General features: G+C 70.5%; 15 protein-coding genes and 1 pseudogene. 10 read left to right on the forward strand and 6 right to left on the reverse strand.

Features of this window, described 5'->3' with window-relative positions; translation table 11 throughout:
* Positions 1–26 precede the first annotated feature (26 nt).
* The 6 genes from AB0E98_RS27250 to AB0E98_RS27275 all read left to right on the forward strand — a co-directional run bounded on the left by AB0E98_RS27250 (position 27) and on the right by AB0E98_RS27275 (position 4103).
* Entirely contained in the window at positions 27–752 is a 726-nt protein-coding gene (locus AB0E98_RS27250; protein ID WP_361707474.1) for a hypothetical protein, read from the forward strand.
* Positions 749–1042 (forward strand): hypothetical protein, encoded by a 294-nt coding sequence (locus tag AB0E98_RS27255; protein WP_361707477.1) that lies wholly within the window; start codon positions 749–751, stop codon positions 1040–1042. Before AB0E98_RS27250 ends, AB0E98_RS27255 begins: the two co-directional genes overlap by 4 nt.
* On the forward strand, positions 1039–1278 hold the full coding sequence (locus tag AB0E98_RS27260; protein ID WP_361707479.1) for a hypothetical protein: 240 nt from the start codon (positions 1039–1041) through the stop codon (positions 1276–1278). Before AB0E98_RS27255 ends, AB0E98_RS27260 begins: the two co-directional genes overlap by 4 nt.
* 215 nt (positions 1279–1493) lie before the next feature.
* Positions 1494–2645, forward strand: coding sequence for a hypothetical protein (locus AB0E98_RS27265; protein ID WP_361707482.1), 1152 nt, complete (start codon positions 1494–1496; stop codon positions 2643–2645).
* Positions 2638–3258 (forward strand): cyclodeaminase/cyclohydrolase family protein, encoded by a 621-nt coding sequence (locus AB0E98_RS27270; protein ID WP_361707484.1) that lies wholly within the window; start codon positions 2638–2640, stop codon positions 3256–3258. The genes AB0E98_RS27265 and AB0E98_RS27270 overlap by 8 nt, the downstream gene beginning before the upstream one ends.
* On the forward strand, positions 3255–4103 hold the full coding sequence (locus AB0E98_RS27275; protein ID WP_361707486.1) for a bifunctional 5,10-methylenetetrahydrofolate dehydrogenase/5,10-methenyltetrahydrofolate cyclohydrolase: 849 nt from the start codon (positions 3255–3257) through the stop codon (positions 4101–4103). Before AB0E98_RS27270 ends, AB0E98_RS27275 begins: the two co-directional genes overlap by 4 nt.
* 26 nt (positions 4104–4129) lie before the next feature.
* Here the strand turns inward: AB0E98_RS27275 and AB0E98_RS27280 are convergent, their stop codons facing one another.
* From AB0E98_RS27280 to AB0E98_RS27300, 5 genes and pseudogenes are all read right to left on the reverse strand, one after another.
* On the reverse strand, positions 4130–5050 hold the full coding sequence (locus AB0E98_RS27280) for a hypothetical protein (protein WP_361707489.1): 921 nt from the start codon (positions 5048–5050) through the stop codon (positions 4130–4132).
* Positions 5047–5202 carry a hypothetical protein gene (locus AB0E98_RS27285; protein ID WP_361707492.1) on the reverse strand — a complete coding sequence of 52 codons (156 nt, stop codon included), beginning with the start codon at positions 5200–5202 and terminating at the stop codon, positions 5047–5049. Before AB0E98_RS27285 ends, AB0E98_RS27280 begins: the two co-directional genes overlap by 4 nt.
* Positions 5199–6179, reverse strand: a complete 981-nt coding sequence (locus AB0E98_RS27290; protein ID WP_361707495.1) for a hypothetical protein — start codon at positions 6177–6179, stop codon at positions 5199–5201. Before AB0E98_RS27290 ends, AB0E98_RS27285 begins: the two co-directional genes overlap by 4 nt.
* Positions 6180–6556: 377 nt before the next feature.
* Complete coding sequence (locus AB0E98_RS27295; RefSeq protein ID WP_361707497.1) at positions 6557–6871, reverse strand: hypothetical protein; 315 nt, start codon at positions 6869–6871, stop codon at positions 6557–6559.
* 185 nt (positions 6872–7056) lie between these two features.
* A pseudogene (locus AB0E98_RS27300) lies at positions 7057–7498 on the reverse strand (GNAT family N-acetyltransferase).
* A gap of 201 nt (positions 7499–7699) precedes the next feature.
* On the opposite strand from AB0E98_RS27300, the gene AB0E98_RS27305 reads away from it, so the two are divergent.
* On the forward strand, positions 7700–8461 hold the full coding sequence (locus AB0E98_RS27305; RefSeq protein ID WP_361707500.1) for a class I SAM-dependent methyltransferase: 762 nt from the start codon (positions 7700–7702) through the stop codon (positions 8459–8461).
* A gap of 510 nt (positions 8462–8971) precedes the next feature.
* The gene (locus AB0E98_RS27310; protein ID WP_361707502.1) at positions 8972–10552 is read left to right on the forward strand and encodes a TROVE domain-containing protein; all 1581 of its coding nucleotides are present in this window, start codon (positions 8972–8974) and stop codon (positions 10550–10552) included.
* Between the two features lie 86 nt (positions 10553–10638).
* Here AB0E98_RS27310 and AB0E98_RS27315 read toward each other — a convergent pair whose 3' ends face one another.
* A complete protein-coding gene (locus AB0E98_RS27315; RefSeq protein ID WP_361707504.1) occupies positions 10639–11346 on the reverse strand; it encodes an SDR family oxidoreductase in 708 nt (235 codons plus the stop codon).
* A gap of 191 nt (positions 11347–11537) precedes the next feature.
* Here AB0E98_RS27315 and AB0E98_RS27320 point away from each other — a divergent pair, with 191 nt between their 5' ends.
* Positions 11538–12032, forward strand: coding sequence for a GNAT family N-acetyltransferase (locus AB0E98_RS27320; protein ID WP_361707657.1), 495 nt, complete (start codon positions 11538–11540; stop codon positions 12030–12032).
* A 259-nt stretch (positions 12033–12291) separates the two neighbouring features.
* A complete protein-coding gene (locus AB0E98_RS27325) occupies positions 12292–13560 on the forward strand; it encodes a phosphatase PAP2 family protein (protein WP_361707659.1) in 1269 nt (422 codons plus the stop codon).
* Positions 13561–13664: the final 104 nt, after the last annotated feature.

The raw sequence follows: 13664 nt of genomic DNA on the forward strand, positions 1-13664 counted from the left end.
ACGCGTGCCCGTATCGGAGGCGAGCCGTGAACCTCTCCGAAACCACGCTGCCCGCGTTCACGGCGTTGCCGGCCAGCACGCACATGCTGAGCCGGAGGCCGGTGAGCGTCCCGTACATCACCGCATGGAGCGGGGAGACCCGGAGGACGGAGGCGATCGTTCCCAACCGGATGGGGACGGGGATTACGTTCCTGGACGGCGAAACCGTGCAGGACCGCGACGAGCGCGGAGCCTTGTGGGCCAGTCGCGGTCTGGCCCCCGGCCGGGGGGAACCGCTATTCGGCCACGTTCACTCCCAGCGTCAGCGCCGGTGCATGCGCCGACGGCTGTGCCAGGTCTGCGGGGGCCCGGCCGACCACACCAACGACGGCACCCTGTGGCTTCTGGACACTGCGGGCGTCGAAGGGCCTTTCCCCTTGGACGTGGAGCGCACCATGCAGCCCCCCGTGTGCCGCCGGTGCGCGCTCACCGCCCCGTCGCTGTGCCCGGCTCTGCGCCGCAGTCACGCCCTGGTCCGCGTGCGGAAACACACGATCGTCGGGGTGTATGGACACCAATACCGATACTGCCGCACCGCAAGACAGGTGGTCTCCGATGGGGAGGAGTACGTCTACTACGGCGCCCCCGCGCTGCGGTGGACCCTTGCCGGACAGCTCTTCATCCACATGACCGGCATCTCCCGCGTGCCGGATGAAGAGATCGACCGGTGGCGGGAACGGGAAGCGTCGGGTCAACGAGGGGCCGGGCTATGACCTCCACCTCTGTTTCGGCCGAGTCCAGCACCACCGATCTTCCGCCTGTCGGCACCCTCGTTCACGACGGGCGCAGCGGCCGGACCGGCGTACTGATGTACGCCGGCGACTGGCAGGACCCCTACACCTTGCGCACCCACCGTGAGGTCGCGTTCCTCCGCCAGGCCAGGGGCGGGACGGAGTGGATGACCAGTCTCCGGGCCCTCACCCCCGCACCTCTAGACAGCCAGCACCCCGCGTGTGGCGCGTTCTACCAACAGCGCGGACAGAAGAAAGGACAGGGCTCGTGACGAAGGCTGATCGGCCGGACCTGGAGCGGGCATGGCGGCAGGTGATGACCACTCCCCACAGCGCGGGGCCCGGCCCCGGCCCTGTGGTTCCGCCGGAGCCTACTTGCCCCACCTGCCCCCGGATCGACGTCGTCCTCCTCCAGGCCGTCAGGAGCAGGGACACGGCGGCGGAGACGCGTATCGCCCGGGAACGGGCGGCCCACTGGTCGAGTGAGCACCGCACAGTTCAGTGGTGAACCGCATCAGGTCCGCCGGCGGACCTGATGCCATGTTGTGCCCTTTCGGTCACCACAGCATCAGGCCCCGCCGGGCGGACGTGTACCGGTGCGACGAGCACGGCGTGACGCTCGTCCGCAAACGCCCCGTCCCCCTGCACGTCCCCTCACCTGCCGGATCCGAATCCGCCTCTCTTGCACAGTTGCTCGCTCAGGCAGCCGATTGACCGACCTCCATGAAGGGGGAAGCGAAGGTGATCGACCACTTCACCACCTGGGCGTCCTCGCTCGTGTCAGCCGTGGACGCCGACAACCTGAGCCCTGGAGCGTGCTGCCAGGACGCCCGCACCCCGCGCGCCCTGGCCGATGCCCCGGCCGCCGTCCTCGATCACGTCGCCCTGGCGTATGAGGACTTCCACCGGTGCGGGCCCCAGCCGCTGAGCCACCTGCGCTCGGACGCCGTCGCCCACCGGCTGACCGTGCACCAGGACACGGCGAACGTCCTGGTCGCCCGCATGGTCGTTCCCGGAGGCCCGTGGCCGGGACACTACGGCCTCGAAGCCGTGGCCTTCACCGCCGAGCGCGCTGCTATGCCCCGGGCCTTTCCGCCGTGCGACACGCACGGTCAAGTCCTCATGTTCGGGGAGGTTATGGCGGCGTCGAAGGCGTACACCGCCGTCGTCTCCGGCGGTGCCGTCCTCTTCCCCGAACAGCTCGCCGTCACCTCACGGCCCACCAGCCAGTCCTTCGGGGTTGTCTTCCTTGACCGGTTGACCGCGCTCTTCCGTGACCGTGTTCTGCCGCTGATCGACGACCAGCACGAAGGCACGCATGCCTTACGCAAGCTCCGGCGGCTGGCCTTCCTCGCCCACGAATGGGGGCACCGCCAAGGACCCACCGGAGAAATGTCCGTGTCCACCCGGGGGCGGCGCCTGGTCGCTGTCATCGCCGAGCTTCGTGCCGACCTCGAAGCCCTCGCCATGCTGGGGGACTGCCGCGAGCCCTGGGCCCCCTGGGCCGCCGGCGTCCTGGTCGCCGACCGCATCGCCCGGGAAGCGTGGTTGCGCCGCCCGCAGGCGCAGGTGGACGCGATCGCCGCCCGGCACCTCCTCGCCCTCCTCCTCCGCCACCGTGCGGTCTCCCTGTCCGGTAACACCCGCATCGTGCTTCACCTCGACCGAGCCGCCGCCCGGCTCCGGGAAGAACTGGAAGCGGTGAGGCGCGTCGAGAGCGATCTCGGAGCGGGGGAGACGGAGGCGGCGGCCCGCTATCTTGCCGGGTGCGGCTGGGCCATCGCCGACGGCTCCACGTGCTATCGCGAGCTGGAGCAGCCGATCGCCCGGTATCTCGGCTATCAAGCCTCCATGAAGGAGATCGCCCGTGCGTGATCAAGCCATCGAGACGTATCTGACCGACCTTGCGGCCAGGACACCAGCACCGGGCGGTGGCGCCGCAGCGGCCTTGCACGCCGCACAGGCCGCCGCCCTGGTGAGCATGGTCGCCCGCTACAGCACCGGCCCGAAGTACACCGACCACGAGGAGACGATCGCCCGGATCACCGAACAAGCGGACACCTTGCGCAGGCAGGCGCTCCAGCTCGCCGCCGACGACGCCGCCGCGTTCACCGCCGTCACCGACGCCTACCGGCTCCCCAAGGACACCGACGAGGCCAAGGCCGCCCGCTCCGCCGCCATCGCCGACGCCCTCCTTGGTGCCGCCCGCCCGGCTGAGGCCACGATTACCTGCGCGGCCGACACCGTGACCCTGGCCGAGAAGCTGCTGCCCATCGGCAACCGCAACGTCATCACCGACGTGGGCGCCTCAGCCGAAGCAGCGCGAGCCGCAGCGGCGACCGCGCGCCTGAACATCGAGATCAACCTGTCCGGCATCAAGGACACCGACGCCCGAACCGCCCTGCTGCGCTCTGCCGCCTCGGTGGACGCGCTGAGCGAACGTACCGACCACATCACCGCCACCGTGCGCAAGGAGATCACCAGGTGACCGCGAAGCCCCTGTCCGGCAAGGAACTCGCCGCCTCCATCCGCGAGGACGTGACCGCGCGTGCCGCCCGTCTGACCGACGCGGGCACGCCGCCTCGGCTGACGGTGGTCACAGCCACCAAGGATGAGTCCTCGGCCTGGTACGTCTCTTCCATCGCCAAGGCCGCCACGAAGGCCGGCATCACCTGCGACGTCCTCGACTGCGGCCCCGATGCCCCTGCGGACGCCCTGCGGGAGACGCTGCGCAAGCTGTCGGCGGACCCGGCGGTGCACGGCATCATCATGCAGACCCCGCTGCCCGAGGGCATCCGGCTGGACGACGTCGCCGAGGCAATCGGCACCGACAAGGACGTGGACGGCGCCAACCCCTCCTCCCTCGGCCGCCTCGCGGTCGGCCGGCCAGCCTTCGCGCCGGCCACCGCCGAAGCCGTGATCGAACTTCTCGACCACCACCAGATCCCGGTCCCCGCCTCCGATGTGGCCGTCGTCGGCCGGTCCGCTGTCGTCGGCAAACCCCTCGCCCACCTCCTGCTCAACCGCCACGCCACGGTGACCGTGTGCCACTCCCGCACCCGCGACCTCCCGGCCGTCACCGAACGCGCGGACATCCTGGTGGCCGCCGCTGGCCGTGCAGGTCTGATCACCGCAGACCACGTCAGGAAAGGCGCGGTCGTGATCGACGTGGGCACCAACGTCGCCGAGGACGGCAGTCTCGTCGGCGACGTGGCGCCCCAGGCGGCGGAGAAAGCAGCCGCCTTGACCCCCGTACCCGGCGGCGTCGGGCCAGTGACCACAGCCCTTCTCCTGCGGCACACCGTGCAAGCGGCCGAACAGCAGCGCACCTGAGCCCGCCTTTCCCCTCTTTCGGGTGGTCAGGCGGTCATCTCCAAGTACCGGCGCCCTGTCCGCTCGGCCACTCCGAAGTGCTCACCCATCGTCTTGCCGGTGACCGCAAGCCCCTGGCCTTCCAGGGTGGTCTTGGCCGCGCGGATCGTGGCCACGTCCGGCACCGCGCGGCCACGGCCAAGCGGGCGGCGACGGCCACGGTCAGCCGTCTGACCGCCGGCCGTCACGAGGGCAAGGCCCGGAAGCGTGTCCGGCTCGCCGTCACCGGCCATGGCCGTTCCGGCGGCCTCGCCGGACGATCGCGGTGACGGGACACCGGCCGCCGTCCCGGGGCGGCCGGTCACTCCGGCCGGACGGCCATTAACCGCCGCCACGGCCACGACAGGATGACCCGTGGGCACCGTGGCCGCGACCGGCCGAGCGGCCATGACCGCCACGTCCGCCACAGGAGCGGACTCCTCGGCCACGCGTTCCGGCCGGGAGGTCGCTTCGGCCGGGAGGTCACTGGCCGCAGCGGCGGTGACGGCCACAGGTTCCGTCCTGGTCACGGCGGCCGACCGGCGAGCGGCCTTGGCCGCCGCTCGCGGCATGTGCATCAGGTGCGCGACCACCACCGGCGGCGTCGCCGACACGGCGGCCACCAGCCAAGGCGACTCGTGCACGTACCCGGCGGCCATCAGGTGCGCGGTCACCTGGAAGGCGAGCGCCAGCGCGAGGGCCGCGAGCGCGCCGGTCACCGCCGACCGATGCTCGGGCGTTCTCTTCGGCACCTTCCGGGCGATGTAAGCCGCCACGGCCCCGTAGACCGACACGACCACGGGCATGCCCCAGGCCACAGTGGCAGCCCATCCCGCGACCACGGCGAGGTCGTATTCGCCCGGCGCGGACATGGCGAGGGCGCCGGCCAGGACGAGCCACACGTACCAGGGCATCCGGTCTTCGGTCACTGCCCCGCCTCCGCCGCCCGCGCCCGCAGCTCGTCCAGGATCGCCTTTCCCGCGTCATCGCACGTCTCACACAGGAGCTGTCCACCGAGGCGGACGAACGGTCCGGCCGTGTCGCCACAGTCCCAGCACTCCAAAGGGTGGTAGTAGCTCACGCCGCCACCCCTGCCTGGCGGGTGTGCAGCAGCTCGCGGACGGCCGCGCCACCGCGCACGGCGGCATCGATGGCGGCCGCAACACCGGCTTCGGCATCGGACCGGCATGCCAGGCACAGCGTCTCGCCGTCCACCGGCCGGAACAGTCGGGGCTGTACGTGGTCCCCGGTGCACTCCCGCATCTCGCCCACGCGCGGCCCCGCAGTCGCGTGGCGGTCGGCCTCGCGCTGCTCGGCGAACGTCGGCACGGTCGGCATCTTCCGCGTCAGCCGGTTGCGCACCAGCGCACCCGGGCTGTGCACGACCTCGGGCAGGCCTGAGATCAGCGCCTCCCGGAGGTCCGGCATGCCTCCGCCCCGCTGGAACCACTCACCGGCCAGGATCGCCAGTCCTGCCACGTCCCGGCCGGAGAGCCGAAGGCGCGGTTCGGCGTGAGCGATGGCGGCGAGGGCGAGCCCGCCGCGCTCCACCAGCGGCGGCGGCACCATGCACACCGGGCTCTGCTTGCTGGCGGAAGGGTCTTCCCCCTCCCGCTCTGCGGCCGCAGGCGTCTCGTCAGCCATGGCCTCCGGCTCGTCCGCAGGGGCGGGGACGGGGGTGGGAGGGTTGTAGTTGTTCCGGCGAGTCTTCTTAGGGGAACGGCCGACGGCCGGGCGGTTCGGCTCACCGGTGGCCGGAGACTGGACGCTCGGTCGCCCGTCCCGGGCCGCCTCGGCCTCGGTCACCGTCAGCGGCACATTGCTGATCATCTGATCCGTGACCCAACGGCCCCCGTCGGCCTGCCGCCGCCACTCGTGAACGAACCCTTCGGCCACCAGCTCGCGCTTGGCCCGGGTGAACGCCGACTTCCCGATGGAAGCCCGCTGGGCAGTCCGCGACAGCGGTTCCAGCGCCTCTTCCGGCAGGGACAGCGCCCACGTCAGCAGCCGGACCGCGTCCGAGGACAGGCGGGGGTGACGAATGATCTCGTTGGGCACCTGCGAATAGAAGCGCGCAGGCGCGATAGCATGCCTAAGCATCCCGGGGAGCTCCTACTCCTCGTGGTGTAGACCCCCGGGCCGGTGTTGACGCACCTCCGGGGGTCGCTTCGTTTCTGGTACGAAGCAACCTGATGCCCGCACCGTACCACCGAGATCGCCTGTCCCCGAGGGCTTCCCAGAGCATCGAACCGCCCCCGTCGGGCGCTGCCGGCGGGGGCGGTTCGGGGTCCAGGTCGCTGGGGAGTTTCTGGGGAGAATCCGGGGAGCTCGGGGAGAATTTGGGGGGTGCGAGCCAGCAAAATGCGGGACGCTGTGAAACTCCCTGAAACGGGATCTGCCCAGTTCAGAGGCTTCTTTGGAAGCGTTCGCGCAGGTCAGTGGGTGTAAAGCCACCAGTAGTAGCGATATTTTTCTTCGTTATATACCTTCTTGCACTGGTATTCGTGCCAGTTGCCGTGGTCCACACCGTCCTTGCCGGCCTTGCGGCAGGACTGCTCGTCGGAGTACGGGCCGTGCTTGTCCCAGTGTTCCTTCTCCGGGTCGACCGGCTGCTGGCTCGTGGCGCTGCTGGTCGCGCTCGGGGACTCATCCGACGGGGCCGCGACGGCCGCCCCCGCCGTACCGGCCAGCAACAGCACCGCGGTGGCGGCTGCCACCGCCGGTGCGAGGCGGAAGGTCCTCGACTTCATGGGGTTACCTCTTTCCTTGGACATCTGCCCTGATGGTGGGCCCGGAACGCGACCCACCGGAACGGGCGCGCGGGGGCGGGATCCCGAAGGCGACCCGCGCGGGCGGGCTCGAACCTCACGCGGCGTGGGGAAGGGGGCGAGGTTGTCACGCGACGGCTTCCGGCCGGACGCGGAGGCCGGTCCGCTCACTCCGGCGAGCGCACCGGCGACAACTCGGGGGAGCGAACGGTCGTGGTGGTACGACGGCGGGTCAACACCTGGGTGACAGTGCCGTCGTCCTCTTCGATGTCCCGGACGTGAGCGAAACCGATCCTGCCCAGCAGGGTCGGCGAAGCCTGGTTCTGCTCGGCCACGGTGGCGTGCACCTCGGCCAGCCCGAGAGTGTTTGATCTCGGCATGCCCGATCAGGACCCCGTCCCGGCGCACGGCCCAGACGTCGAACAGCTCCCGGGCGTAGACCTTGGTGAAGATCCGCCCGAACAACGCCCGGTTGTCCGTTTCGGAAGCCGGGCCATCGCCCATCCACTGGGACACCCTCGTGTCCTGGAACAGGGCGACGAAGCCCTCTTCGTCTTCCGGTACGTAGGGTTCCAGGAGCAGACGCGCGGTGCGCGGAGTCGGGGTCATGGACGGCGACGGTACGCATACGGGATCGAGCCGGGCAATCCGCTTTCCCGGCCCCGGGACGACGCGCCCGGACAGTACAGAGGCGGTGACGACACCGACACCGACAGCACCGACACCGACAGCACCGACACTGACACCCCGGCCGGGGCGTGCCGGACAATCAGGTCGCCGATTTCCGGGACGAACTGGAAAGATCCAGGCATGGGACGAGCATTCGAAGAGTTGGTGGCGGAGGCCGAAACGGTCCCGGTGGCGGGCTGGGACTTCTCCTGGCTGGACGGCCGGGCCGCCGAGAAGCGCCCGTCATGGGGATATCAGCGCATGATGGGCGAGCGCATGGCGCATGCCGCGGCGGCGCTGGACATCCAGACCGGCGGGGGAGAGGTGCTCGCCGGGGTGCCGAAGCTACCGCCGCTGGTGGTGGCCACGGAGTCCTGGCCGCCGAACGTCGCCAAGGCCGCCCGGCTGCTCCACCCCCTCGGCGCGGCCGTCGTCCATGACGAGGACGAGCCGCCGCTGCCGTTCGCCGACGAGGCATTCGACCTGGTGGTCAGCCGGCACCCGGTGACGGTGTGGTGGGAGGAGATCGCCCGGGTGCTCCGGCCCGAGGGCACGTACTTCTCCCAGCAGGTCGGTCCCGCGAGCGTCTTCGAGCTGGTCGAGTACTTCCTGGGCCCGCAGCCGGAGGAGGTGCGCCGCAAGCGTCACCCCGACGACGCCCGCCGCGCTGCGGAGGCCGCCGGGCTGGAGATCGTCGACGTCCGCGCGGAATCCCTGCGCACCGAGTTCCTCGACGTCGGCGCGGTCGTCTACTTTCTCCGCAAGGTGATCTGGATGGTCCCGGACTTCACTGTCGACCGGTACCGGGACCGCCTGCGCGAGCTGCACGACCGCATCGAGAGCGAGGGCCCGTTCGTGGCCCACACCGCGCGGTTCCTCATCGAGGCCCGCAAGCCCTGCTGACGCCCGGAGCGGGCAGCCACCCGCGATCAGAAAACCCTTGGCGGCCCGGAAAAACCTTGGCGGCCCGGGCGCCCGTACCCCTACAGTGAGCGATGTCCAGGTGCGAAGGCGGGACCTACTTCGACTCATAATCGGGCGGTCGCGGGTTCGAGTCCCGTCGCCGGCACACAGGCCGGCGTAGCTCAGTTGGCAGAGCACCTTGTCGGTTCCGCCGCCTCGATCTCTGGACTCCAGGCTTTCACGCACCTCCCGGTGCGCGGGCCACGGCTACTTCGTTGTGATCGAATCCCATGCCGTGGCCACTTTGAACTCGGGAGGCGTGGCACCGGGGCGTCCGGTGCGCAGGTGACGGTTACTTCCGGGAACAGCGGGCCGCGGGTTCGAATCCCGTCCCAGCTTCGGGCTGGTGTAGCTCAGTCAGGAAGAGCAGCTGTCTTGTACCGTCGCCGACCCTTATGATCTCGGACGCCCTCCCGCCGCGCTTCCCCGGAAGAATTCGGGGGAATTCACATGGCACGTTTCAACACCCGCGCGCCCAACCCGGCCCGCCCGGCCTCGCCCGTGACCACGACCGGGCGCACCCGCACCCACCTCGGCGGCAAGGGGTACGCGCGCGACGACCGCTCCGAGCTGTTCCTGCTCGCGGTCGCCAACTTCGTCTCCCAGCAGACCCATCACGAGAAGAGCACCGATCGCGACGACCGGTTCGCCGCGCTCGTGCGCAAGCTCGCCGTCGAGGACGCCGCGTGGACCGCCGGCCTCCTGGGATGGCTGCGCGGCGACGGCCGGATGCGCACCGCCTCCCTCGTCGGCGCCGCCGAGTACGTCAAGGCCCGGCTCGACGCCGGAGCCACGGACGGCCCCACGAACCGTCAGGTCATCGACTCCGTGCTGCGCCGCGCCGACGAACCCGGCGAGATGCTGGCCTACTGGACCTCCACGTACGGGCGGAACGTACCCAAGCCCGTCAAGCGCGGCATCGGCGACGCCGTGCGACGCCTCTACACCAGCCGCAACCTCCTGAAGTACGACACCGCCTCCAAGGGCTACCGCTTCGGCGACGTCCTCAACCTCGTCCACCCCACGCCCGACCCCGACAAGCCCCGGCAGGGCGAGCTGTTCCGGTACGCGCTCGACCGCCGCCACAACCCGGACGGCGCCCGGCTGCCCGACTCCGACCGCACCCTCACCGCGCACCAGGCGCTGATGGCCGTGCCCGTCGCGGAACGCCGTGCCCTGATCACAGGCCCCGGCGGCGCCGAGCGGCTCGCCGACGCGGGTATGACCTGGGAGGCCCTGGCGGGCTGGCTCCAGGGGCCGATGGACGCGGTGGCGTGGGAGGCCGTCATACCCTCCATGGGCACCATGGCCCTCGTCCGCAACCTGCGGAACTTCGACGAGGCCGGTGTCTCCGACGATGTCGCGCAGCGGGTGGCCGCCCGGATCGCCGACCCGCGGGAGGTCGCCCGGTCGCGGCAGTTCCCCTTCCGGTACCTGGCCGCGTACCAGCACGCCCCCTCGCTGCGCTGGGCCTACCCGCTGGAGCAGGCCCTTGGCCACTCGCTGGCGAACGTGCCGACGCTCCCGGGCCGGACCCTGATCCTGGTCGACCGCTCCGGCTCCATGTGGTCGCCGCTGTCCGACCGGTCGCAGCTCAACCGCGCGGACGCCGCGGCCATCTTCGGGACGGCGGTGGCGATGCGGGCCGCGCACGCCGACCTCGTCGAGTTCGGCACGACCAGCGCGCCCGTGACCCATCGCAAGGGCGAGTCGGTCCTCAAGGTTCTGGAACGCTTCGGCAGCCTGGGCGGTACCGACACCACGGAGGCCGTGCGCCGGCACTACCGCGGCCAGGACCGGGTCCTGATCGTCACCGACGAACAGGCCTCGTACCACTACGCGGGCGACCCGACCGAGCAGGTCCCGGCCCACATCCCGGTCTACACGTGGAACCTCGCCGGTTACCGGTCCGGCCACGGCCCGTCCGGGTCCGCGAACCGGCACACCTTCGGCGGCCTCACCGACGCGGCCTTCCGCATGGTGCCGCTGCTGGAGGACGGCCGCGCCGCCCGCTGGCCCTGGGAGCGGTGAGCACGCGGGCGTCACCGCCCAGGCCCGCGCTCGCGGCGGCGGTGACGCCCGGCACGCATCGGGGCGGACGGCCGCCCGCCCCGGACTCACCAGGGCATCGGGCCCTCGACGTCGAAGTACCCGCCGGTGGGCCCGTCGGGCCCCAGCCGCGCCATGCGGACGATGATCTCGGCACCTTCCTCGACGGTCTGTGTGCCCGCGTGCCGGTTCAGGTCCGTGGCCGTGTAGCCGGGCTCCACCGCGTTCACGCGCATGTCCGGGAAGGCCTTCGCGTACTGCACGGTGATCATGTTGACCGCGACCTTCGAGGCCGGATAGGCGACGCCGGGGTAGCCGAAGCCCGGCGCGTCCGGGTCGGCGGCGCGGGTCAGCGAGGCCAGGCCGCTGCTCACGTTGACCACGACCGGCGCGGCGGACCGCTGGAGCAGCGGCAGGAACGCATGGGTGACACGCACGACGCCGTAGACATTTGTATCGAAGACCCGTCGCATCATCTCCGCGGTGACTTCCGCCGGGCCGGCCACACCCCCGTCCGGCGTCCGCTCCTCGATGCCGGCGTTGTTGATCAGCACGTCCAGCCCGCCGTCGGCCTCGATCGTCTTCGCCGCGGCGGCGACGGAGGCGTCGTCCGTGACGTCCAGGACGACCGTCCGTGCCCCCAGCCGCTCGGCCGCCCGACGGCCACGCTCGGCATCCCGGCTGCCGACGTAGACCGTGTGGCCCGCCGCTACGAGACGGCGGGCGGTCTCGTAGCCGAGCCCCTTGTTCGCTCCGGTGATCAGTGTTGTCGTCATGATCCCAGTCTTCTCCCGGACGGAGCGGTCGGCCAAGAACAGCAGGCCGGTGGATCAGTCGCTTCGACACCGGCGGCCTGCCGGTGGCCGAGGTGGCGCGGCTTGCCGAGGAACGGGCCGAGTGGCTGGTTTCCGGTCCGGACCGTTCTTCTGTTTGTCGTGACGTGATGGGACCGGACACTCTGTCCCCTGTGATGGAGATCAGGGTGCTGCGTCCGGACGACTGGCCGTTGTGGCGGGAGTTGCGGCTCGCCGCGCTCGCGGAGTCGCCGGGCGCGTTCGGTTCGCGGTTGGCCGACTGGCAGGGGGACGGTGACCGGGCGGAGCGCTGGCGTGCGCGGCTGGACCTTCCGGGCTCGATCAACCTCGTCGCCGTTCTCGACGGGCACCCCGTCGGCATGGTCAGCGGTGTCCCCGGCCCGCATGCCGGAACGGTCGAGTTGATCTCCTTGTGGGTTGCCGCCGCCGCGCGGGGCCATGGCGTGGGGGACCGTCTGATGGGGGCGGTGGAGCGGTGGGCGATCGGCCGGGGCGCGGAACGCCTTCGGCTCGCCGTCATGCCCGGCAACGAGCACGCGCTCGCGCTCTACCGCCGTCACGGCCTGCGCGACGCCGGCTCGCTCGGCGCCTTGCCGCCCGACGGCCGCAGGGAACGTGTCATGGTCAAGCACCTGTCCACGGGCTGAGCCGCCGCCCGGGCATCGGACGCGGGGTCAACCGGCCTTCGTACCACGCCATCCGCGACCGGCGAGGCCCGCCCTCCGGCCGCTCCGATAGCATGTTCGATCGCAAGATGATCGCCCTCAACGTCCCTGTTTCGCCAGAAATTATGTCATCCAGCGCGACAAGCAATCTATTTACCCAATATCTAACAAATCGGCCGGACAATTGATATCTATAATAAATCGCAGAATCGCGTCCGCCGCGTGGCGTCAACCACGAGTAATACTGTGGGCCGTGGCGGGTGTGGTGGCCCTTGGATTCCTTGTCGCGCTGGAGATCGCCGCGCGCCACTACGGCATGCCGGGGCCGATCACCAATCAGGCGAAAGAAGTGATACTCGCCCCCAAGTCGGGGCCGCTGTTGTACGCCAGCATGGCGCTGATGATGGTGGTGCTCACCTGGCGGGAACGGCTGATCGCGGCCGGTATCGCCGTCGGCATCGACGTCGTCTTCTTTCTGGTGCGGTGGGTGCTCGACGTCAAGATGATGTTCGGCAACGGCGCGTTGTGGGTGATGCTGGGCTACGCGGTCATCGCCGTCACGCGCCGCACCGGCCGGGAACGCGTCCTGCTGCTGAAGGGCGTCGGGCTGGGCCTGCTGCTGGTCGCCGGCCGCAAGACCGGCGATGCCTGGCTGCTCATCACGTCGAAGACCCGCCCGACGGTGCTCGACCAGTACCTGGCGACCGCGGACCACGCGCTGGGCGACCCCTCGTGGCTGGCGGGCCGGATCGTCAGGGCCGCGGGTCCGATCGGCGACCACGTTCTCGACTACGTCTACATCCAGCTCGCGGTGGCCGCGGTCGTCGTCACGCTGTACCAGCTGCGCAATGTGGCGGCCGAGCGCCGCTTCCCGAGCCACCACCTGGTGCGCACCTTCCTGGTGATCGGCCTCCTCGGCCCGGGCATCTACATGATCTTTCCGGTGGTCGGGCCGATCTTCGCCTACGGTGCCGACGGCGGGCACTGGGCGGTGGCCGACCTGTGGCCGGACGCGCTGCCGACCAATGCGCCGCACCACATGCCGTTCAACGAGATCACCCCACGCAACTGCATGCCCAGCCTCCACACGGCGTGGGCCACGGCGATATTCATTCATTCCCGCAAGGGCCCGCGAATTCTGCGGTTCTTCGGCGCGTTCTGGCTGATCGCCACGCTCGGCGCGACGCTGGGCTTCGGCTACCACTACGGCACGGACATCGTCGCCGGTGTGGTGTTCACGCTCACGATCGAGGCGGCTCTGCGCTCGCTCGAACGAGGCTGGGACCGGTCGGGAATCCAGCTGGCCGCCTACGGTGCGACGGTCTTCGCCGCGCTCCTGGTGTCGTACCGCTATCTGCCGGTGCGGATGGCCGCACATCCGTGGGTGTTCGGACCGCTGATCATTCTGGCGATGGTCTCGGTGATCTACGGCTATGTACGGACCACCAGACTGTGGGAGCCGAAGGCCGCGCCGGTACGACAGCCGGAGCCGCAGCCCGAGCTGGTCTGAGGAGTGTCGCACCGGATGGTGGGCGTGGACGGTCGCTGACGCGGCCCGGCGCCCACCATCACGCGTATATGCCCCCATCCCGTTTGCCTAAAGCCTTTAGGTAG

The sequence above is a fragment of the Streptomyces sp. NPDC037389 genome (assembly GCF_040636475.1).
Lineage (GTDB): Bacteria > Actinomycetota > Actinomycetes > Streptomycetales > Streptomycetaceae > Streptomyces > Streptomyces hesseae.

Bases quoted from the DNA above. Each gene is read 5' to 3' on its own strand.
- AB0E98_RS27315 (WP_361707504.1), bottom strand. From the start codon at position 11,346: ATGACGACAACACTGATCACCGGAGCGAACAAGGGGCTCGGCTACGAG.
- AB0E98_RS27295 (WP_361707497.1), bottom strand. From the start codon at position 6,871: ATGAAGTCGAGGACCTTCCGCCTCGCACCGGCGGTGGCAGCCGCCACC.
- AB0E98_RS27265 (WP_361707482.1), top strand. From the start codon at position 1,494: ATGAAGGGGGAAGCGAAGGTGATCGACCACTTCACCACCTGGGCGTCC.
- AB0E98_RS27255 (WP_361707477.1), top strand. From the start codon at position 749: ATGACCTCCACCTCTGTTTCGGCCGAGTCCAGCACCACCGATCTTCCG.
- AB0E98_RS27310 (WP_361707502.1), top strand. From the start codon at position 8,972: ATGGCACGTTTCAACACCCGCGCGCCCAACCCGGCCCGCCCGGCCTCG.
- AB0E98_RS27305 (WP_361707500.1), top strand. From the start codon at position 7,700: ATGGGACGAGCATTCGAAGAGTTGGTGGCGGAGGCCGAAACGGTCCCG.